Raw genomic sequence first — 21,530 nt, 5'->3', positions numbered from 1 at the left:
CCCTTTGCGTCAGGTCAATTCTGGGCCGGACCTCTTCCGTTGCGCGAAAGTCACACTATCTTGGAGGGCGAGGGGCGGCCCATTGCGGCGCCCCATCCTGATGAAAGGCAGCGGGTTCGCGTCGCTACGGGGCGCGGCCTGCGGGCGGAGATAGCTGAATGAATATCGAGAAATATACGGATCGGGCGAAGGGTTTCCTCCAGGCGGCGCAGACGATCGCCTTGCGGGAGGGGAACCAGCAGTTCACCCCCGAGCATCTTCTGAAGGCTTTGCTCGACGACAATGAAGGCATGGCGGCCGGTCTGATCGACCGGGCTGGCGGCCAGTCGCGCGTCGCGTTGCAGTCTGTCGACCAGGCCTTGGCCAAGCTCCCGAAGGTTTCGGGCGGCTCGGGCGGCCTCAACCTGACGCCGGGCCTCGCCCGCGTCTTCGACACCGCCGAGAAGGCGGCGGAGAAGGCCGGCGACTCGTTCGTCACGGTCGAGCGGTTGCTGCTGGCGCTTGCGATCGAGAAGGACAGCGAGGCCGGCAAGGCCCTGTCGAAGGCCGGCGTGACGCCGCAGGCGCTGAATGCCGCGATCGAGGCGATACGCAAGGGTCGCACTGCCGATTCCGCTTCGGCCGAGCAGGCCTATGACGCGCTGAAGAAATATGCCCGCGACCTCACCGCCGCGGCGCGCGAGGGCAAGCTCGACCCAGTGATCGGCCGCGACGAGGAGATCCGTCGTACCATCCAGGTGCTATCGCGCCGGACCAAGAACAATCCTGTCCTGATCGGCGAGCCCGGCGTCGGCAAGACCGCGATCGCCGAGGGCCTCGCGCTGCGCATCGTCAATGGCGATGTGCCCGAGAGCCTGAAGGACAAGGAGCTGCTCGCGCTCGACATGGGCTCGCTCATCGCCGGCGCGAAATATCGCGGCGAGTTCGAGGAGCGGCTGAAGGCCGTGCTGAACGAGGTCTCGTCCTCGGATGGCGGCGTCATCCTGTTCATCGACGAGATGCATACCCTGGTTGGCGCCGGCAAGACCGATGGCGCGATGGATGCGTCCAACCTGCTGAAGCCCGCCCTGGCGCGCGGCGAGTTGCACTGCGTCGGTGCGACCACGCTCGACGAATACCGCAAATATGTCGAGAAAGACGCGGCCTTGGCGCGGCGCTTCCAGCCGGTCTTCGTCGAGGAGCCGACGGTCGAGGATACCATCTCGATCCTGCGCGGCCTGAAGGAGAAATACGAGCAGCACCACCGCGTCCGCATCACGGATTCGGCGCTGGTCTCGGCCGCGACCCTGTCGAACCGCTACATCACCGACCGCTTCCTGCCGGACAAGGCGATCGACCTCGTCGACGAGGCAGGGGCGCGGCTGCGCATGCAGGTCGATTCCAAGCCCGAGGAGCTGGATTCGATCGACCGCGAGATCGTCCGTCTCAAGATCGAGCAGGAGGCGCTCAAGAAGGAGAGCGATGCCGGCTCGAAGGAGCGGCTGAAGCGGCTAGAATCCGAACTCGCCGATCTGGAGACGCGCTCCGGCACCATCACGGCCAAGTGGAAGGCCGAGAAGGACAAGCTCGGCCACGCCGCGGAGATCAAGACCAAGCTCGACAACGCTCGCAACGAGCTCGCCCAGGCGCAGCGCAAGGGCGAGTACCAGCGGGCCGGCGAGCTCGCCTATGGCGAGATCCCGCAGCTGGAGAAGAAGCTGGCCGAGATCGAGGAGAAGGGCGAGAGCGCCGGCATGGTCGAGGAGGCGGTGACGCCTGATCACGTCGCTGCCGTCGTCTCGCGCTGGACCGGCGTGCCTGTGGACCGGATGCTCGAAGGCGAGAAGGAGAAGCTGCTCCGCATGGAGGAGGTTCTCGGCGCTCGCGTCGTTGGGCAGAAGGAGGCGGTGGAGGCGGTTTCGACCGCGGTCCGTCGCGCTCGCGCCGGCCTGCAAGACCCGAACCGCCCGATCGGCTCCTTCATGTTCCTCGGCCCCACCGGCGTCGGCAAGACCGAGCTGACCAAGGCGCTGGCCTCGTTCCTGTTCGACGACGACACGGCGCTCGTGCGCATCGACATGTCCGAGTACATGGAGAAGCACTCGGTCGCCCGGTTGATCGGCGCGCCTCCCGGCTATGTCGGCTATGAGGAGGGCGGTGCGCTGACGGAGGCCGTGCGCCGCCGGCCCTATCAGGTCGTGCTCTTCGACGAGGTCGAGAAGGCGCATCCGGACGTGTTCAACGTCCTGTTGCAGGTGCTCGACGACGGCCGCCTGACCGATGGCCAGGGCCGCACCGTCGATTTCCGCAACGTGCTGATCATCATGACCTCGAACCTTGGTTCGGAGTTCCTGGTGAACCAGCCCGAGGGGCAGGACAGCGATGCGGTTCGCGATGAGGTCATGGGCGTGGTTCGCCACGCCTTCCGGCCGGAATTCCTGAACCGGATCGACGACATCATCCTGTTCCATCGCTTGCGGCGGCAGGACATGGGCGCAATCGTCGACATCCAGATGGCTCGCCTCGCGAAGCTCTTGACCGATCGCAAGATCACGCTCGAGCTCTCGAAGGAGGCGCGGGAGTGGTTGGCGGAGAAGGGCTACGACCCGGCCTATGGCGCGCGCCCGCTCAAGCGCGTGATCCAGAAGTCGGTGCAGGACCCGCTGGCCGAGGCGATCCTCGCGGGCGACATCGTCGATGGCGAGGACGTGCCGATCACCGTCGGCCCGGGTTCGCTGATGCTGGGCGCCGTTCCTGCGGTGAAGGAGAAGCGGCCGGCCGGCGTCGCGCTGAACTGACGCGGCGAAGCCGCGTCATCCTCGGGCGCCGCGTAGCGGCGACCCGGGGATCTCGTCGAGAGATGCTCGGGTCAAGCCCGAGCATGACGGGCGTGGGCTGCGCCCGTCACCCCCGCTTCAGCAGGAACACGGCCTGGGCGCCGAACAGGTTCCAGAACCACCACGGCGCATTGACACCGACCCGGCCGCCGGCTGCGTCGAGCGCGACCGCGCGCTCCTTGCGGGCGCCGATCTGGTCGCAAAGCGTGACGAAATCCCGGATCGTACAGAAATGGATATTGGGCGTATCCCACCAGGCATAGGGCAGGGAATCCGTCACCGGCATCCGCCCCTGGAAGAATACCTGCGAGCGCATCCGCCAATGCCCGAAATTCGGGAAGGAGACGATGGCGTGCCGGCCGATGCGCAGCATCTGCTCCAGCACGAGCCGCGGATTGCGCGTTGCCTGGATCGTCTGGGAGAGGATGACGTAATCGAACGAGTCGTCCGGATAGTCGCCGAGATCGGTATCGGCGTCACCCTGGATCACCGAAAGCCCGCGCGCGACGCAACCGGCGACGCCTTCGCGCGACAGTTCGATGCCGCGCGCATCGACCTGCCGGCTTTCCGCCAGCAGTGCGAGCAGGGCGCCGTCGCCGCAGCCGACATCGAGCACGCGCGTGCCGGGCTGAACCATCTCGGCGACGAGCCTCAGGTCGATGCGATTGGTCTGGTTGTCGCTGAAGGCCATCGTTTAAAGTCCGCGTGCCCGGGCCGCCGCGCCGATGAAGCCGCGCGTCGTGGCGAAGAGATTGGGCTCTTCCAGCAGGAAGGCGTCGTGGCCCTTGTCGCTCTCTAGTTCGACGAAGGAGACCGAGGCGCCGGCCGCGTTGAGCGCGTGCACGATCGCGCGCGAATCCGCCGTTGGGAACAGCCAGTCCGAGGTGAAGGAGGCCACGCAGAAGCGCGTCTTGGTGCCTGCGAAGGCCCGCGCCAGCACGCCGTCATGGTCGGCGGCGAGGTCGAAATAATCCATCGCCCGCGTCACGTAGAGATAGGAATTGGCGTCGAAGCGCTCGACGAAGCTCAGCCCCTGGTGGCGCAGATAGCTCTCGACCTGAAAATCCGCGTCGAAGGAGAAGGTCGGCGCCTCCCGATCCTGTAGCTTGCGGCCGAACTTGCGATGCAGCGCCTGCTCCGAGAGATAGGTGATATGCGCGCCCATCCGCGCGACGGACAGTCCCTTGGCCGGTCGCGTGCCCTCTTCGAGATAGCGTCCCCGCCGCCATTCCGGATCGGCCATTACCGCCTGCCGGCCGACCTCGTGGAAGGCGATGTTCTGGGCCGAATGCTTGGCCCCGGTCGCGAGCGGCAGCGCCGAGAACACGCGGGCCGGATAGCTCGCCGCCCATTGCAGAACCTGCATGCCGCCCATCGAGCCGCCGGCGACGCAGAACAGCGTCTCGATGCCCAGTGAATCGACGAGTGCGGCCTGCGCTCGCACCATGTCGCGGATGGTCACGACCGGGAAGGACAAGCCCCAGGGCTTGCCGGTCGCCGGGTTGGTCGAGGCAGGCCCGGTCGTGCCGGTGCAGCCGCCGATCACGTTGGCGCAGATCACGAAGAAGCGGTCGGTGTCTACAGGCTTGCCCGGCCCGATCATCGCCGTCCACCAGCCGCCCTTGCCGGTGATCGGGTTGCGGCTCGCGACATATTGGTCGCCGGTCAAGGCATGGCATACGAGGATCGCGTTCGATTTCTCGGCGTTCAGCGTGCCGTAGGTCTGGTAGGCGATCTGCCAGTGGTCGAGCACGACGCCGCAATCCATCAGCAAGGGCGTATCGGGCCCGAAGCGTGCGACCGGGCTGGAGGGCTCGTTCGCCTCCTTCTGCGGATCGGCCAGGCTAGGGGAGAGATCGCTCATGTCGTCCGCTTCGGCAGTAGGATTTGTCTTGCCGGTCCAGGCGTTCGGAAAATCGAACTCTAGCGATGCCGTGTCGGCGCGTCGCTGTCAACGCGGGACTGCGCCGCCGGCTTTGCCAAGGCGTTGCGGGAGCGCTAAGGAGCGTGGCCTTGCCGGAAAGCGCGTTGCCCATGACCGAAGCCGCCCCGACCTCCCTTGCCGATCTGCGCGGTGAAATCGACCGCATCGACAGCGCGATGCACGCGCTGCTGATGGAGCGCTCGCAGATCATCGAGACGCTGATCTCGATCAAGAAGACGCAGGCCTCCGGCTCCGCCTTCCGCCCCGGCCGCGAGGCCGACATCATGAAGCGCCTTGCCCTCAGCCATAAGGGCCTCTTGCCGCTCGACACGGTCGAGAGCGTCTGGCGCATCATCATCGCGACCTTCACCTATGTGCAGGCGAATTACTCGGTCCATGCCGACATCTCCGGTGGCGATGCGGCGATGCGCGATTCCGCACGCTTCCATTTCGGCTTCACCGTTCCCTACATCCCGCATGAGGATGCGCGCTCGGTCATTCGCGCCGTGGCCGAGTCGGCCGGCGATCTCGGCATCTTCCGCATGGACCAGGGCGCCAGCGCCGGTATCTGGTGGCGCGACCTGATCGGGGCCGATGCGCCCAAGATCATCGCGCGGCTGCCTTTCGTCGAGCGGCCGAACCATCCCGCGGGAACGCCGGTCTACTGCATCGCCAAGCCGCTGGCAGATGCCGCCGTGCGCGAGATCGTGCTCTATGCGGCCCGCGTCGAGCGCTGGTCGGAAAGCTTGCGCCATGGCCTCGCCGAGCACCTGGCCGAGGTCTCGGCCTCGGCTGCCGACGGTTCGCATCTGTCGCTGCTCGTCGCTGCCTCCGGCGAGGTCGATCAGGCCGCGATCCGGCAGGCCCTCGTGCCAGCCGGCCTCAGCGACTTCGCCGAGATCGGCAGCCACGCCGCCCGCTTCTCCGTCAAATCCGCCCGCTGAACGGGCTGGCTTCCTGCTGCAAGGTCAATCGTCATGGCGACCCGTCCCGTCCCGCGTCCCGGCGTCCTCGATATCGAGGCTTACGTTCCCGGCAAATCCGCCGCGCCTGCCGGCGTGAAGCTGCACAAGCTCTCCTCGAACGAAACGCCGCTCGGCCCGAGCCCAAAGGCGATCGCCGCCTTCGAAGGCCTCGCCGCCAAGCTGGAACTCTATCCGGACGGCACGTCGACCAAGCTCAAGCAGGCGATCGCCGGCCGCTACGGCCTCGACCCGGCGCGGATCATCTGCGGCAACGGCTCGGATGAACTGCTGGAACTCGTCACCAAGGCCTATCTCGGCGCGGGCGACGAGGGCATCTACAGCCAGTACGGCTTCCTGGTTTACCGCATCGCCATCCTTGCCATGGGCGGCAAGCCGGTCATCGTGCCCGAGAAGAACTACACGGCCGATGTCGACGGCATTCTGGCGGCGGTGACGCCGAAGACCAAGATCGTCTTCCTTGCCAATCCCAACAATCCGACCGGCACCTATCTGCCCTTCGACGAGGTCAAGCGCCTGCAGGCCGGCCTGCCGCCGCATGTCCTGCTCGTGCTCGACGCGGCCTATGCCGAGTACGTCCGCCGCAACGACTACGCCTCCGGCATCGAGCTCGTCGCCGAGAGCGAGAATGTCGTGATGACCCGGACCTTCTCGAAGATCTACGGCCTCGCCAACCTGCGCATCGGCTGGATCTATGCGCCGGCCCATGTCATCGACGCGCTCGAACGCATCCGCGGCCCCTTCAACGTCAATGGTGCCGCGATCGAGGCCGGCGCCGCGGCCGTCGCCGACGAGGGGCACGTTGCCGCCGCGCTCGAACATAACGAGAAGTGGCTCGCCTGGACGACGGCCGAGCTGGAGAAGCTCGGCCTGACCGTCACCCCGTCGGTCGGCAATTTCGTGCTGATGCATTTCACTAAAACACCCGGCAAGACCGCCAAGGAGGCCGATGCCTTCCTGACCCAGCGCGGCCTCATCCTGCGCGCTGTCGGCGGCTATGGCCTGCCGGACGCCCTGCGCATGACCATCGGCAGCGAGGAAGCGAACCGCCTCGTCGTCGCCGCACTCGCCGATTTCCTCAAGGCGTGACCGAAATGGCGGAAAGCTTCGCGCCGCGCCGGCCCACACCGGTCTTCGCTCGCCTCGCCATCATCGGCATCGGGCTGATCGGCTCCTCGATCGCGCGGGCGGCGAAGGAATTGAACCTCGCGGGCACGATCGTGCTGGCCGACCGCGACGAAGCCGTCCGCCAGCGGGCGCGCGAGCTTGGCCTCGGCCATACAGTCACCGATACGGCAGCGGAAGCGGCCCGCGATGCCGACCACATTATCTTCTGCGTGCCGGTCGGCGCCTGCGGGCCGGTCGCGGCTGAGATCGCTTCTTCGCTGAAGCAGGGCGCGATCGTCTCCGATGTCGGCTCGGTCAAGGGCTCGGTCGTCGATGCCGTCTCGCCGCATCTGCCGGAGGGCGTCGCCTTCGTTCCGGCTCATCCGGTGGCGGGCACGGAGAATTCCGGCCCCGATGCCGGCTTCCCGAGCCTCTTCCTCAACCGCTGGTGCATCCTGACCCCGCCCGAGGGCACGGACGCGGCGGCGATCGCGAAAACCCGCCAGTTCTGGGAGGGGATGGGCGCGCTGGTCGAGGTGATGAGCGCGCAGCACCATGATCTCGTGCTCGCCGTGACCAGCCACCTGCCGCACTTGATCGCCTACAACATCGTCGGCACGGCCGAGGATCTTGAGGCGGTGACGCAGTCCGAGGTGATCAAGTTCTCGGCCGGCGGCTTCCGCGACTTCACCCGCATCGCCGCGTCGGACCCGACGATGTGGCGCGACGTCTTCCTGCACAACAAGGAAGCGGTGCTGGAGATGCTCGGTCGCTTCAACGAGGATCTGGCGCTGCTTACCCGCGCCATTCGCTATGGCGACGGCGAGACCCTGCACAAGCACTTCACCCGCACCCGCGCCATCCGCCGCGGCATCGTCGCGCTCGGCCAGGAGAAGCCGGAGACGGAGAAGCTGCGCAAGGATTGAAACCGGCGAAGCCTGTGAAACGGGTGCGGTTGCGGCTTGCCAAGCCCGGCGCCTGCTGGTACAGCGCCACCCGTTGCCGCTTTAGCTCAGCTGGTAGAGCACCTCATTCGTAATGAGGGGGTCGGGGGTTCGAATCCCTCAAGCGGCACCATAACTTAGCTGAATTTTGAGCCTCTGCCCCATCAGGTTCAGGACACACTCAGGACACGAGAGCCGGCGGCGCCCGGCTCTGTGGCGCTGAGTGCGAATCACGAAGCTTCGATTCTCAGTCGCTGCCCACCCCCCTGCACACGGTCGGTCGCCTGTCGGCGCGTGGGCGCAGGCGCGCGGATCAAACGCGCCGTTTTTCCAGTTTTGGACATCGTGGCAGCCGGCACTACGGTTGGTCCGAGGCGGACACCGCGCTGCCTGCGCCGCGCCTCACCCGTCGTTCGCGTCCTGAGCTTGTCCTGGGTGGGGCGAGGAGGGTGCACCCACGGCCTGGCGGCGTGGTACAAAGTCGCATGGGGAGAATGCGATATCTGCCGCAGGGCGGGGCTCTTCGGGAAAGCCCATTCTTGGACATGCCTCCGGAACTGCGCTGCGTTGCGATTGCGCGTGCCACGGGGCAGCGCTGCAAAGCCATCCGGGTGCGCGGTCATAATTGCTGCCGGATGCATGGCGGCGCGGTCGTGGCCGTTCGCCGCTATCGCGAAGAGCTGGCAGCCATCGTCGCGCATCGGCGCCGAGGCAAGCCACGCGCTGGCCGTCTCGAATGGTTGGTGCAGAGATTGGCGAGGGCTGACCAAAACCGACCAAGAGCCTACAGCGCGCCGCATGAGCGAACCTATGCGGCGGAGGCTGAAGACCTGGTGCGCGAGGTTTCGGCGAACGGAGCGACAGCGCTAGCTCGCGCGGTGCATTCGGCAGCCGTGGCGATACGTCCCTATCGCCCGGTCGATTGCCTCATCGTGTCGGCGCGCTTGGTGCTAGCTTGGGCGAAGACGCATCACCACGTCGAGCGCTTGATGCTCGTGCAGGAATTTCTAGGTTCGTTGAGCGTCGATGCCGGCGAGCGGGAGCGTGTGAGGGCAATGCTGTTACCGGCCCTAGGGTGGCGCAATTGTAGTAATTCGGCTCAATAAGCCGATTCGGCCGCAAGCCGGCATCGATTCCCTACTCAGCGCTATTGCCCTCGCCGAAGGGGGCGAGGCGAATACGTCGGCCCGCTGCCTAGTGCGCACCTGCACATGTCGATGCTGGCTTTGATGCAGCCCTTCTCGAGGGGAGGCAATATGGCGTGTGCGGACTATCGGAGCAGTTGCTTTTTGATAAAGCTCGCCAAATGAGCGCGCCGTCCGAGTTCTCCCCCGAAAGTCGATTCGCCGAGAACCCACCCTTTCCGGGAGGCGGTGATATCTGGTGTATGGGGCCAACAGAGACGGAGCGCCTCGCGGCCTGCAGCGCCCTCTTGCTTTCCGCCTCTAATGGCGAGGCTAGGATCTATCGCAAGGTCGTGGCGCTGATTCCTCCAGATGGAACGGACGAAGCAGACCTACAAGCCGCCGTCGCCAACTACATCCTTGCTCGACTTCCGGACGAGGAGCCGGAGGATGTGGAGCGCTGGGTACGCGCGAGGCTCGAAGTGCGGCGGTTGCCGACACTGGGCGTTGACGACCTCGCGAACGAACTGCCCGCCGCGGAGGAAGAAAATACTGCGGTTATTGTGGCGGACGCGGCCCGGTTTGTCTGCGCCGGCGAGAAGGATTGGGTTGCAACCGTTGTCCAAATCGCGGAACGGGCTTGTGTGATCGCTCGTGTCAGCAAAGGCTACATCGTCGTCGACACTGGCATGTTCAAGCCGGCTGAGCCGCACGCGCTCGAGACACTGATGTCAGTCGAGGATTGCGGCGTGGCGGCTGTTGAATTGATCGAGTGGTCTGTGGACGCGCTACAAGCGCAAGTGAACGAGGTCTCTGCGCTTGCGCAGGAAGGTAGGTACGGGGAGGCCTTTGCTCACGCAGACGGCCTTCCGATCAGTGAAGCCACGAAGCTAGCGCTGAAGGCGAAGGTGTTCCTACTTGCTGTAACCCTTCCGCAAGCAGTAGCCACGCTTAAGCAAATCCGCGACCAAAAGCTCGTAGTCTCCTCGGAGCAGTCTCTGCAGTTCGCGCGCATTGCCGAATTGGCGCAAGGCTCCCAGGTCTCTTCCGACTTCGTTGCCGACGCCATCATCGCGGCAAGTTCTCCTGAGGAGCTGGAAGCCTGCCTCGTAGCAGCAGACGGGTTGGGCTTCGAATCCTCGGCTGCAACTGCTGTGGAGCTTCTCGCGACCGCGGCGCCTCATTCGGCTGTCCTTCTGGAACATCAGGTCGCAAAGGCCCGAAAGATGGGCGACCATCGACAGGCGACTGAACTCCTTGAGGCGGGTGGCCGCGAGGACGAAGCTGTCTTCGAAGCTAGGCTTGCAAAGTGCTTGGAAACGCACAGGCCGCGCTACAACGCTGTCATCGATGAATTGTCGAATGAGCCCGTTCGCGCAGCGGCGGTGCTGCGATCTGTTTTTATTGATGCACAGCGCCACCACCATCACTTGCCTGCCGTCGAACTATTACTCGTGCAGCTGGACAAGGCAGAGGAATCCGGAGGCCGGATTGCGTGGCTGATCTCGGCGATGGGCGAAGCGCTGCTCAACGATCGTGCCGCAGACGTCAACAATCTGATCGCAGCGCTCGTCGCCGTGACGGAGAGAGCGTTGGCTCGCCTGAGCCGATATCCGGAAGATTTTGCGACGCGTGCGAGGCTTGGGAATCTGCTTGCAACCGACGCAAGCGGGGTTCTTGGTCGTTTTGCTGCACGTCAGATCTTCATTCTTCGCGCGGCCTCTGACCCGGACGCATCGGCTGTTCGACCTGATATGCCCGGTGTCAGCGCTGAAGATCTCAAGGCCTTCTCGCTCGCAGGAAAGGCATGGCTAAAAGGCCTGAAGGCACTTGTGATCGGCCGCTCTCGGGCCTCGGCAACTGATGTGCCGACCTGCTTCCACGCTGGGATTCTGCGGCATTTGATTGATGGGATTGAGGAATTAGCTCGCGATCTTAACGAGCCGGGCGGTATTGAGGCCCTGCTGAACTACGTCGCCGTAATTGCAGCGTTCGCGCCGCATCTCGAGGGCGATGACAAGAATATGGATATCGAAGCCCTCAAACACGCATCTACCTCCCTTGCAAAAGCAGGCCACGCCCAAAGGGCTCGTGACCTTATCGAGACCGTGCTGCAGACGGTGGAAGGCAACTCTCGCAGAGCTCGTGCTGCATGGATAGCGTATGGGGAGGTGCACCGCATGACCGGCGATCCCTATGAGGCTGCGATCGCGATAAGCGCGGCCCTTGGCTGTGAGGTTCCAATTACCACCGAGGAGGCCTGGTATGAACTTCTCGCTGCACATCGGCTTGCTCGGGACCTTCGTGACCCAGCGCTAGCCTACCAACTCCTCGACAAGGCTGTAGCGTTGCCGGTTTTTGATCTGTTGCCGGAGGCCCCGTCACAGATCGAGACTATGCGCTTGCAGATTGAATTGGCATCGAGGATTGCAGACGCGTCCGCAGAGCCAGCCTTGCTCGAAGCATTCATAGCAAGAGTAACGACGGCTGGCCGCGCGGTCCTCGGTATCGGCGACGACCCGTCGCCGATCGCAGCGATTTTGGTGCAGGCGCTGCGTTTCGCTCGCGCGTTCGACGTGCCGGTTTCATGCGAGGCAGACGACGTCGCCGCAGAACTCTTGAAGAAAATGTCGACCGGAGCCGCGCAGCGACTGTCCAGGTTCAGCCGAGATCCCACCATCTACGACCTCGAGCAGTCAGCCGCGGAATTGCATGGCGCGCGTTTCGGAAGGAACTTCGTGCAAGACGTGGCGCCGTTGGTTAAGCTTGCCCGTCGCCATCTGGCGAGCAAAGCCCTCACCGTGAACGGGGCTGCTTTTGCGATCGAGTTGTTGGCCGACCACGGCTTGTTGGGCCGCGATAGCGTAGGCGATGAGCTTCCGGCAGATCTGCCAGCCTCGCCGAGCGAAGTGCTCGCTACCGCCCAGGCCATTTCCAAAACGGGCCTCAGCGTCTGCCTCTTAGGAATTAATGAGGGAGGTCGCTTGGTAAGAGTGGAGGTGGTCGACGGCGTTGTCGGCGGTCCGGTTCTCGAACCCACCGATGTGTTCTCGCATCGAAGGCTCAATGAATGGCGCCGAGATTACCCCTACGATTATGCCTTTCTTTCGGGGCCAGACCAGGATGGCCGGGTGCCGGACGCGTTTCATCTGATGCAACTGTTCGAAAGTTCTGTCCGGGGTTTGGGGGTGTCCAGCTTGCCGCCACGACGCGTGGTACTCGTGACTGACGCTCAACTTGCCGACGTCCCTGCAAATCTCCTGCCTGTGAACGGAGTGTTCGCTGGGGAGGACCGAGCGATAGCCGTCGCTCCATCCTTGCATTGGCTGAGGGGGGCAGCACAGCGTCGGACTCAGGCCTGTGGTCCAGCCTTCGCTTGGGTGCCGAGCGAATCGGCGAGGCCGGAGGACGTTCTGCAGCGGCTGGCTGATGATCTGAAGCCAATCCTCGCGGAAGCAGAGATCGCTTCCAGCAACGCCATCGAAATGCCCTCGCAACTGCGGGGGGCAGAACTCGCGATCGTTGGTGGGCACGGCGGACTGGCCGCCGTCGAAGGCCGCTTCTTTCGTGGCGTTGCGGACGAAGCCCGCAAAACAATCTCCGGCGACCGGCTCGCGCGAGGTCTCCTCGGGTCAAAGGTGGCAATACTCTTCGTCTGCAGCGGTGGCCGACTCGACCTGGAACCCGGAGCGCAGGCCAGCCTTGGCCTAGCGAGAATGCTGCTGGACCGCGGCTGCTCGGCGGTGATCGGCTCGCCTTGGCCGCTGAGCGGAGATGTGCCAGGTCGTTGGCTCCCGACGTTCCTCGACTGCTGGAACCGCGGCGTGTCGATCGTAGATGCCAATGCGTTAGCGAACGAGAAGGTACGAGGGCAGGCCGACTCGCGACATGCAATGCACGTTTACGGTGATCCGATGATCACCAAGTACCAGATCTAAGCACTGCTACCGCCCGCCTAGAGACTAGGGTGCGCCGAGCCGGAGGAGTGCGGCTTGAGGGGAGCCGATCTGAGGAACCGCTTCGCAACGAACGCGCAGGCTCACGCGAATTACCTCCGCTGGTGGATCGCCAGACACGCACGGAATCGCCCTCGTATCCAAGAGCCGCAAGTTTGCGCAGGCAAGTTGGGCATCAAAGCGATGGTGGTCATCCTCATCAAGCGCTGAGCCCGCCGTGGTAAGCGTGAGTTCGCGAAGCAACTGCCGTAAGGCGGGGTCGGTCAATCTGCCTTCGATATCTTTGAGAAGATCAAGGACACTTAGGCCCATTGGATCGCGTCTCAAGACCGCAGAAACGACCCAACTCTCAAGGCCCGCGGGCGGCCGCAACTGCTCAAGTGAAAATTCATGCACGCGCTCGAAATCCTGGCAACTCTTGACCTCAAGGGCGAAGGCTGAGGCAAGGAAGTCGAATCGCTCGTGCGGGTCGGCGCGCCAGCGGCGAACAAGTAGTTCAGGTGCACCGAATTCTCGGATCACCAGCAACTCTGCCCAAAGCCCCTGAAGGCGTTTACGGCCTTCCTGCTCGAGGCGGCTTAGGAGATCCGCCAGCCGCTGCAGCCAATTGGCAACGTCGCTCGTGGCAGGTTCGGGACCTAGTTCGTCGATGGCCTCAGCATACAATCTAACGAATAGATCCTGAAGGGCCGGTTGCTCGGCACAGCATGTCACTAAACTGCCGGTCACGTTGTGCTCCGCCGCACCGGGGACGCGAATGCGGCAACGAACGCCCTGGCGGACCTCGAGATTGCGCAACCTCACATCCACGCCGGGTCGCTGGCCCTTGGTCTCAACTAGCGCGCAAAGCTGCCCTGCGTGCGTTAGCCCAAGGTGGTAGCAGTTCTGACCCGGTACTCGGATCGCAACGATCGTCGACGCGTCATCCGCCGGCGGTTCGCCGTTGAGTTGAGCCCGCAAAGCAAGCAGATCCGCGAGCCCTCCACTAGACATTTGGCTGGAAGACGCCGTCGCGGCGAAAGTCTTCAGGCACTCGCACGGCCACGACGCGCGCATCGCTAGCGACCGAAGTGCCGTCCTTGCTGTGGAGGTCCACGTGGTGGACTTGCACCGTGAAGCGCTCGCCGGCCTGAATCTCCCGATCACCGGGATAGTTAGTTCGCGGGTTGGCTCCCTGGAATACGTTCTCGATCGCGCCGCTGGCCAGCACCGCACGACTCCGGCGCTCCCCCATGCTCATGAGATAGAGATCGCAAACTAGGGGGGGATCCCTTGGATCGGCGGCATCTAGCGCCGCGCGGATTTGGAGCAGCATCAGGGTATGGTCGAAAACGTCGTCCTCTTCCTCAAACGACAGCGGCACCAGAAGGCCGGCGTAGACATCCTCGAGCATGAGTCCGGCTGCCACTTTGTGGCGCTGCGCGCCCGTCCAACCTTCAACGTCCGCCCGCGGATCGGGGACAATCAGACTATCAAGTTCCTGGAGATAGCTGTCCACGATACTGCGATTGTGGGCCGGATCGTCCGCGGGAGTGCGCGCCCAGACCCACTCCTTGGCGCGCCCCTGCATTGTGTCTAGGGCCATGACTGAGCGGCGGGTCGGGCGCAGGCTGCTATCCAGAAAGAATAGGCGCCGCCACGCGGACAGTGGTCGATCTCCATGTGCAAGCAGCGCGCCGCGTACGCTCTCTTCGTGCTCCACATAGGCTGTGAAGGCGTCCGAGACTGCGCTATCGACGAAGATGCGGAGCAGGCCCTTGTAGCCCCGCTTGTATCCGAAGAAGCGCGCCCGCTGCTGGATCGTGTCCGCTGTTCCTGTGCCTGCGCCGCGGGGCATGTAGGTAACGGTTAGCCCCTCCACCGTGAAACCACGGTCCAGTCCGGCCCCGCCCACGAGGATGAAGCCGTAGCTCTCTGTCCATGGGAAAACCGGGATGGCTCCGCCGGTGGCGTTAACAACCTTCACCATCGTGTCTTCGAGCGCGTAGCCTAATTCGCCCCACAACTCGTCGAACGGTGGCAACTCGGCGGTTCGCGAGAGCTCCGCATACGCACCCTCAAACTCCCGGCGCAATTGCGCTTGGTCTGGTGAGCCCTCGTCGCGGAGGACCTGCTCCCAACCTAGCTTGATGCTACGGGCCCAGGCCGCATAGGTGTCGTGCATGCTAGTGAGATGTGATGGATGCACCATCATCGTTCGGTTTCCCTCACGGCCATCCAACACGCCTGCGGCGACGCCGAGGAAGAAGAGTCGCATGGCCCGCTCCAGCGAGCTCGGTGGGCCATCTTCCGGCTGGTGCGCCGGCGGAATGTCGTCGCTCGGAATCAGGCACACGTACGGCGAGCCTTCACCGAAGAGGTCCCTGCCGCCTACATAGCCATTGCCTGGGACGAGGAGACGCTGAAACGCCGGTGACAGCATATCTATGCGGCTTATCAGGAGCGGCGCCTGCGGTGTTGCCGTGTATTGCAGATAGGTGTGGGTGGGGATTGCCCGGCGCAGCCGCAGGATGGCCGCGTACGTCGCGCTTTCGCCGTTCTGGCGGGCCTTGGTATTGAGCCCAGCCTGGTCACCCTCATCATCGATGATAATCGCTGAGGTGCGGGTGAGATCGCAGCCTACTAGCAGTTCGCGCAGGGCATCGAGCCGCGAGGCATTCTTCATGACCACAACGAGCAGGGTGCGGCAGCGCTCTTTTCGGTCAGGATAGCGATCCCACATACTGAGCGCGCTGCGGACGCTCTCGACGTCACGCGGCGATTTCGGGTTCAGTAGCGTGCGCCAGAACTTTCCTCGCTCCTCAAGAATGCCGAGGTCGCCCGTGAGACGGTCCTCGTTCTGATCGAGAAGGTTCGTCTTTGTCCCGGCGAGGACAATTACCAGCCGGAATCCGTTGTCTCGCGCTAGCGCCGTCACGGCCGTAAATGAGAGGGTCTTCCCGCTCTGCACATAGCCTATGACAATCCCTGTGCGATGCTCGCCCCGCGCTGAAGGAGAAAGGCACCGGCCGATAATTTCGATGCTCTCATGCAGAACTTTGTCCGCCGCTTCACCCTCAAAGCCCTTTCGCTCCATCAGCGACCGGGCCTCAATGCCCACCACCGGCTGCCAGATGCGCCCTGGCGCCGCAGGGGGGTCAATCGTGATCTTCGCGGCGTCGTTCATGCTTAGACCCCCTCCCCAGCGAGGCTCAGCCGGAGCAACTCATTCAAGGATGTGCGCACCAACCCTGCCATCCTTGCACCGCCATCGCGGGCGAGTGTCTCGGAGAGCACCAGTGCGATGGCTAGGCGCGCGAGGCCCTGGATCTGGACCTCGTCACAGCCGCTGAAGTAGCGCTGGGTAAAGGGATGCAGCATCGCGAGCCGCACGCCGAGCTTACGCACGCCCCCGCCCGCCTGCGTGGCCTGGTCGCTGATACGGATCCAGTCGCAACTCGGATCCTTGTAGTCCAGGGCAAGGTCGACTTCCCAGCGCGCCCCGCCGACATCAAGCGAGAAACGGTGCGAGACGTCCGCTTCCTTCGCCCGCATCGTTTTCTGCGGCGCCTCGGTCTGCGGCGCGGCGGCAACCGCAGCCTGCACCTTCTCAACTCCGGCACTCAGCGCCTTTGGCGCAACGTCGACTTGCAACTGTGCTAGCGCTTTCTCCGCCGCCGGTCGGCTGGCGCGCGCGCTGTCGGTGGAGCGCCAATTGTGAGCCTGGTCGAGGATCGGCATGGCCGGCGCGGAGAGCTCCGCCCGAAGCTTGGCGACGAACTCGTCCTCAGCTTCGTCCCAGCGAATGCCATCCTTTGTATGGCTCACCTTGAAGCCGATCAGGTTGATCTCACCGAAGATGCGCTGAAAGGCAAAGGAATTGGTTGCGCCGAATATCTCGGAAGGTCGGTAAGTCTCGTCGGCGCTGCCTTCAATCAGCCGGTCGCGACGCATCAGAGCCAGACCGGCGCGGCCTGTCGAACCTCGGGCGCGAATGGCGACGAAACCCTCCGCCCGTCGGCCAGCAGACAGTTCGATGCAGATCTCCTTGCGCCAAGCGCGGGCTGCGTCGCCTTTGTGCTTCCAATAGGGCGCTGTGAGCACCTCAGGCTCTTCATAAAGCAGCAGTTCGCCGTTCAGGCGCAATTCGAGGTCGCCGCGGCGGGTGAAGCACCGGTAAATGCTAGAAAGGTGGTCGCGGATCTTTGTGACCGTCTTGGTCTGCGGCATCTTGCGGACCTGATCTAGAACGATCTCGGTGTAGTGCAGTTCGGAATTCATCGCCCGAACCTCGACGTCTAACTCCTCGATCGTGTCGCGCACGATGCGATCGATATCAAAGCGGACGGTACGCTCAACCGCCTCCCCAAGCGCAGAGGTGCGCACCATCCACTTCGGCGCAAACCAAGCAGCTGCGCTCTTCATGCCCATTCCGAATTCGGAGAGGCCCGTGGCGTCTGGCGGTGCCTCAGCAGGCCGGAATGCCCGCGGGAATGCATGAGGCTCGATGCCGCCCGCGTTATCCCGGATCGTGATACGCTGCGCTGCGGTGTCGATATCGATGTCGACCGAAAGCGGGAACCTCGAGCCTTCCAGCGTGCGAAGCGCTTTTCGATTGGCCAAGTAGCTTTGAATCGCATTGTCGACAAATTCAGCGAGCGCGTACCAGGGCTTATAGTTGAGGTGCGGCAGGACCGAAAGAATGCTTACGCCCGGGCGAATGTTCACGCGGCTAATGACATTCATCGTGAAACGCCCGCCATTGCTCGGGTCACAAGCGCTGAACCAAGCAGGCTTTCCGCCACCCGCTCCGCCACCCGCGCGTTTACCGCATTGCCCAAGGCGCGTGTTGCGGCGCCGCTCCCGCGTGGCAGTTCCTTTAGACCCCCTAGGTCTTGCAGGCGCGCCCGTTCACGAACGGTCATATAGCGCCGCTCCCATGCGATGATCGGCACCTGCGAGGAGGACGCCGCCACGAGGGTTGGGGCGCTGTCGGCCGACTTGGCGCGAATTCCAGACCCGCGCAATTGCACAACAGTGTCCCACACCGAGCGATGACCATCGAAATTCCATTCGAATTTTTGAAAGCTGTGGTCAAAAGCCTGCAGCCGCGGCAGCCAAGGATCAATCCAACTGCGGTTCTGATCGTAGAGATCGCGATTCAGTTGCAGGAACCGGATCTTCCAGTCTGGGAAGGGCTTGGCTGACCGGGCATAGGTAGGCAATCGCTCGGTCGCACCTTCTAGAGTGTCTAGATCGAGGCTCTGGCCGAATGCGCCTCGGTAATCTCGAAGCGTACTGAGCGGCAAGGCGAGTGGCGCGGTGATCGTGAACGGGTAGGTCGCGCCAAATTCAGCGGTCCAAACGGGGAACCAAGGCTTGCGCCGGTCCTTTGGATAAGCGTTTAGGAAGTCTTGCCAGACTTCAAGGGCCTCGCAAACCTTCGGGCTTATCCGCGTAGCCTCTCCCGGCTCGCGGTCAAGAAACGCTCGCAAATCCGGCTCGTTGCCGCTGCCCTCCGGCCAACGGAAATGGCCCAGTCCGTCCCGTGCGCCCACAATGAACAGTCGCTCGCGCACTTGCGGTACGCCAAGTTCGTGGGCGGAAAGCACCTTGGCGTCCACCGCATAGCCTGCATGGCGCAGTTCGCGGTTCAGCCATCGCCATGTGCGCCCCTCGTCGTGGCGGAGCAAGTTCGGCACATTTTCGAGGATGAAGTAGCTTGGCCGACGAGCCTGGAGCCAGCGCACAATCAAAGGCGCAAGGTCCCCATTCTTCTCGCACGCCAGTCCCTTCTGCGGCCCAGCCTTCGAGAATGGCTGGCAAGGAAAACCGGCGCACAGTACGTCGAATTCCGGGAGTTGCCCGGCATCGAGTTCGCGCACGTCGCCTTCGGTCGGCACCGCGAAATTGCGGCTATAGAGAGCGCGGAGTTCAGGGTCGATCTCAGCGGCAAGCACGCATCGATGCCCGAGGCGCTGCAATGCCACATGAAAGCCGCCTAGGCCGGCAAACAAGTCAATGAAGCGCAATCTGGACAGCTGATTCTCCCCCCGCGGGCAGCTCAACAATAACAGTCCCTGGCACTCACACCAGCGATGGCGCGACGAAGTGGTAAGCGCCTTCGTCAGCGTAGCGGAAGCCGCCCCGGTCGGATCCACCGCAAGGGTTGGCGAATCCAATCAAAATTGCGAGCATCCGCAGCATGATTCCTGGGCTTCGTACCTATTCCGTGAGTGCCACCAAGCGAAAGCCGCTGGCGGATTTCATGCTGGGAGCGCTTGCCGAAGCAGGGTGCCGAGTGCTTCACCGCTCGCCCCCCGATCAGATGCCGTTCGTGATCACCTTCGAGACTGCCAGCGGCGAGCGCATGGGCGTCGTCGCCTACGCTTTTCTAGCGACCCGGACGTTAACGACCAATCGACCGCCGGACGAGCGCACGTTCCAAATCAAGTACGGAAGCAAGGCCAGCTACTTCCACGATAACCTGCACGAACTGTGGCAGGATCCGATGGGGATGTTCACGACCCTCCTGATCGGCATCGACCCTGAGAACGGCTTCTGTGTCGCTGCCGATACGATTCTCCACAGCCCCACAAAGTTCTTCATCAGGGTGGAGTTCAAGGACGAGCACGCCGAGGCCATCCTTGCGCGCGGCTGGTATCCTTGGGAGCGCTCCAAGAGACGCGCGACGAGCCATAGCCACCGGATCGAAACCCTGGTGGGGGCTCGGCGCGAACACTTTCTAGACTTGGTCCGCTTTGAGCGCGCCGTGCGTGGTGCCAATCCGGGCGATCGCTATGAAATCGCGGCGCGCCACATGGCTTCGCTTCCGACTTCCGCTACGCCAAAGCTCGCCGATGTAGGTCTCGTTCGCGAAGCCGCAGCCCACCCGCTCGTCCAGCAGTTTGAGCTCACCCCTGATGAGATCCTTGACCTAATCTCAGGAGCTCGACGTCTGAAGATGGCGGTCCGTGGCTGGGTCGCCGAGGAACATCTGCGCAGCCTGCTGGCTTCGACTCCGGACGTCGAGGCTGAGCGTCTGGACATCGAGGGCGCGCCAGATCTTCGGGTTTCCTGGCGCGGCGGGCCGCCGCTGCTCATCGAGTGCAAGAATGTCGGACGCACACCGGACAAGGCCGGGCACGCCCGCATCGACTTCCAGCGCACACGCGCAGCAAAAGGCGACCCATGCTCGCGCTACTACCAGTCAGGGGATTTCGACATAGTCGCTGCCTGCCTGCATGGCGTGACAGAGCGCTGGGACTTCCGCTATTCGCTGCCCGCGGACCTCCCGCCGCATAAGATTTGCACGGGACGAATCACGAGCAATGTTAGGGTCGATGATGGCTGGGCAAGCGCGCCCCAAGAAATCTTCCGTAGGGCCTATGCGGCGAGGGGCGTGACCATATGAGCAAGCTTACAGCGATAAGCCTGTTCACCGGGGCCGGCGGCCTCGACTATGGGTTCGAGGCCGCAGGCTTTCGCACTGCCGTGGCGCTCGAGATCGACAAGCGCTGCTGCGAGACCCTGCGCAGCAACCGCAACTGGCCGATCATCGAGCGCGATTTGGCGGATGTCCCGACCGATGAACTGCTCGAGGTAGCCGGTCTCAAGCCGGGTCAGGCTGACGTCCTCATCGGCGGGCCACCTTGCCAACCATTTTCCAAGTCCGGTTTCTGGGCCACAGGTGATGCCAAGCGCCTTGGCGACCCCCGTGCCAGCACGCTGGAAGGTTACATGAGAGTGCTCGCCGAGGCTCAACCCCGCGCTTTCCTGCTCGAGAACGTGGAAGGGCTCGGGTTCAAAGGTAAAGATGAAGGGCTGAAGCTGATCCAAGAGCGGCTCAGCGCGCTTAATACGACCCACCGCGTTCGCTACCGCGCAGCGATCGGGGTCCTGAACGCCGCTGACTATGGGGTTCCGCAGCAACGCCGCCGGGTGTTCGTGATTGGTGCGCGTGATGGCGCCAACTTTCAATTTCCTGCACCAACGCACCACGATAAGGCTCAGGGCGAGACAGCTCATCGTACAGCCTGGGACGCCCTGCACGACCTGCCCGCTACTGTCAGCCTCGAGTCGCGCCCTAAGGGCAAATGGGCCGATCTGCTCCCGACCATCCCGCCTGGCATGAATTACCTGTGGCACACCGATCGCGGCAGTGGCGAGCCGCTGTTTGGCTGGCGTCGCCGCTACTGGTCGTTCCTGCTCAAACTCGCGCCCGATCAGCCAGCTTGGACGATCCAGGCGCAGCCAGGTCCCGCGACTGGGCCGTTCCACTGGGAGAGCCGCCGTCTGACGATGCGCGAGATGGCGCGCCTGCAGACCTTCCCCGACAACGTCCATGTCACAGGCTCTTTAGCGGACGCCCAGCGACAGCTGGGCAACGCCGTGCCTTCGTTGCTTGCTGAGGTTCTGGCGCGCGAAATCGCCCAGCAACTGCTGGGCCAGGCCGCTGGCGAACCACTCGCTCTGGCCATCCCCCGCGCCCACTCCGCGCCGGTAATGCCTCCTGTGCCGACGCCGGTCCCGAGTAAATACCTGAGTCTCAAGGGCGATCATGCGGCTCACCCAGGGAAGGGGCAAGGCGCCAGGGCCTTAACGCGAAAGCTGGTTGCAGCCGCGTGAGATGCTCCTTCGGTGCGCGAAGGACCGTGAATTCTTCACGAAACGATTGTCTTGCGCAGCGCCAAACTG

Annotated in this window: 14 protein-coding genes and 1 tRNA gene; 9 read left to right on the top strand and 6 right to left on the bottom strand. The window is 63.7% G+C overall.

Going from position 1 to position 21,530, the window contains the following annotated elements; translation table 11 throughout:
* The first annotated feature begins 158 nt into the window (after positions 1–158).
* Entirely contained in the window at positions 159–2,777 is a 2,619-nt protein-coding gene (clpB, locus tag AC3WMA_RS05735) for an ATP-dependent chaperone ClpB (RefSeq protein ID WP_492284406.1), read from the top strand.
* A gap of 106 nt (positions 2,778–2,883) precedes the next feature.
* Here clpB and metW read toward each other — a convergent pair whose 3' ends face one another.
* Both metW and metX read right to left on the bottom strand, forming a co-directional pair.
* Entirely contained in the window at positions 2,884–3,507 is a 624-nt protein-coding gene (gene metW / locus AC3WMA_RS05730) for a methionine biosynthesis protein MetW (RefSeq protein ID WP_492284405.1), read from the bottom strand.
* A gap of 3 nt (positions 3,508–3,510) precedes the next feature.
* A complete protein-coding gene (gene metX / locus AC3WMA_RS05725) occupies positions 3,511–4,680 on the bottom strand; it encodes a homoserine O-acetyltransferase MetX (protein WP_492284404.1) in 1,170 nt (389 codons plus the stop codon).
* Between the two features lie 170 nt (positions 4,681–4,850).
* On the opposite strand from metX, the gene AC3WMA_RS05720 reads away from it, so the two are divergent.
* From AC3WMA_RS05720 to AC3WMA_RS05695, 6 genes are all read left to right on the top strand, one after another.
* A complete protein-coding gene (locus AC3WMA_RS05720; RefSeq protein ID WP_492284403.1) occupies positions 4,851–5,684 on the top strand; it encodes a chorismate mutase in 834 nt (277 codons plus the stop codon).
* A gap of 27 nt (positions 5,685–5,711) precedes the next feature.
* Entirely contained in the window at positions 5,712–6,812 is a 1,101-nt protein-coding gene (hisC, locus tag AC3WMA_RS05715) for a histidinol-phosphate transaminase (protein WP_492284755.1), read from the top strand.
* 5 nt (positions 6,813–6,817) lie between these two features.
* The gene (locus tag AC3WMA_RS05710) at positions 6,818–7,756 is read left to right on the top strand and encodes a prephenate/arogenate dehydrogenase family protein (protein WP_492284402.1); all 939 of its coding nucleotides are present in this window, start codon (positions 6,818–6,820) and stop codon (positions 7,754–7,756) included.
* A gap of 75 nt (positions 7,757–7,831) precedes the next feature.
* A tRNA-Thr gene (locus AC3WMA_RS05705) sits at positions 7,832–7,907 on the top strand.
* A 406-nt stretch (positions 7,908–8,313) separates the two neighbouring features.
* Positions 8,314–8,880 (top strand): hypothetical protein, encoded by a 567-nt coding sequence (locus AC3WMA_RS05700; protein WP_492284401.1) that lies wholly within the window; start codon positions 8,314–8,316, stop codon positions 8,878–8,880.
* A 200-nt stretch (positions 8,881–9,080) separates the two neighbouring features.
* Positions 9,081–12,836, top strand: coding sequence for a CHAT domain-containing protein (locus AC3WMA_RS05695; RefSeq protein WP_492284400.1), 3,756 nt, complete (start codon positions 9,081–9,083; stop codon positions 12,834–12,836).
* A 24-nt stretch (positions 12,837–12,860) separates the two neighbouring features.
* On the opposite strand, the gene AC3WMA_RS05690 is transcribed toward AC3WMA_RS05695, so the two are convergent.
* From AC3WMA_RS05690 to AC3WMA_RS05675, 4 genes are read right to left on the bottom strand one after another with little or no spacing between them, the layout of a single operon-like run.
* On the bottom strand, positions 12,861–13,847 hold the full coding sequence (locus AC3WMA_RS05690; protein ID WP_110488329.1) for a PD-(D/E)XK motif protein: 987 nt from the start codon (positions 13,845–13,847) through the stop codon (positions 12,861–12,863).
* Positions 13,840–16,020 (bottom strand): Z1 domain-containing protein, encoded by a 2,181-nt coding sequence (locus AC3WMA_RS05685; RefSeq protein ID WP_492284399.1) that lies wholly within the window; start codon positions 16,018–16,020, stop codon positions 13,840–13,842. Before AC3WMA_RS05685 ends, AC3WMA_RS05690 begins: the two co-directional genes overlap by 8 nt.
* 2 nt (positions 16,021–16,022) lie before the next feature.
* A complete protein-coding gene (locus tag AC3WMA_RS05680) occupies positions 16,023–17,579 on the bottom strand; it encodes an ATP-binding protein (protein ID WP_492284398.1) in 1,557 nt (518 codons plus the stop codon).
* Complete coding sequence (locus AC3WMA_RS05675; protein WP_492284397.1) at positions 17,576–18,865, bottom strand: DNA cytosine methyltransferase; 1,290 nt, start codon at positions 18,863–18,865, stop codon at positions 17,576–17,578. Before AC3WMA_RS05675 ends, AC3WMA_RS05680 begins: the two co-directional genes overlap by 4 nt.
* A gap of 137 nt (positions 18,866–19,002) precedes the next feature.
* Between AC3WMA_RS05675 and AC3WMA_RS05670 the strand changes: the two genes are divergently transcribed.
* A complete protein-coding gene (locus AC3WMA_RS05670; protein WP_492284396.1) occupies positions 19,003–20,247 on the top strand; it encodes a hypothetical protein in 1,245 nt (414 codons plus the stop codon).
* A complete protein-coding gene (locus tag AC3WMA_RS05665; protein WP_492284395.1) occupies positions 20,244–21,461 on the top strand; it encodes a DNA cytosine methyltransferase in 1,218 nt (405 codons plus the stop codon). The genes AC3WMA_RS05670 and AC3WMA_RS05665 overlap by 4 nt, the downstream gene beginning before the upstream one ends.
* Positions 21,462–21,530 lie beyond the last annotated feature (69 nt).

Source organism: Allobosea sp. FW305-C-101 (assembly GCF_058783685.1).
The sequence above is the reverse complement of the archived record's forward strand: the minus strand, read 5'-3'. Positions and strand labels throughout refer to the sequence as shown.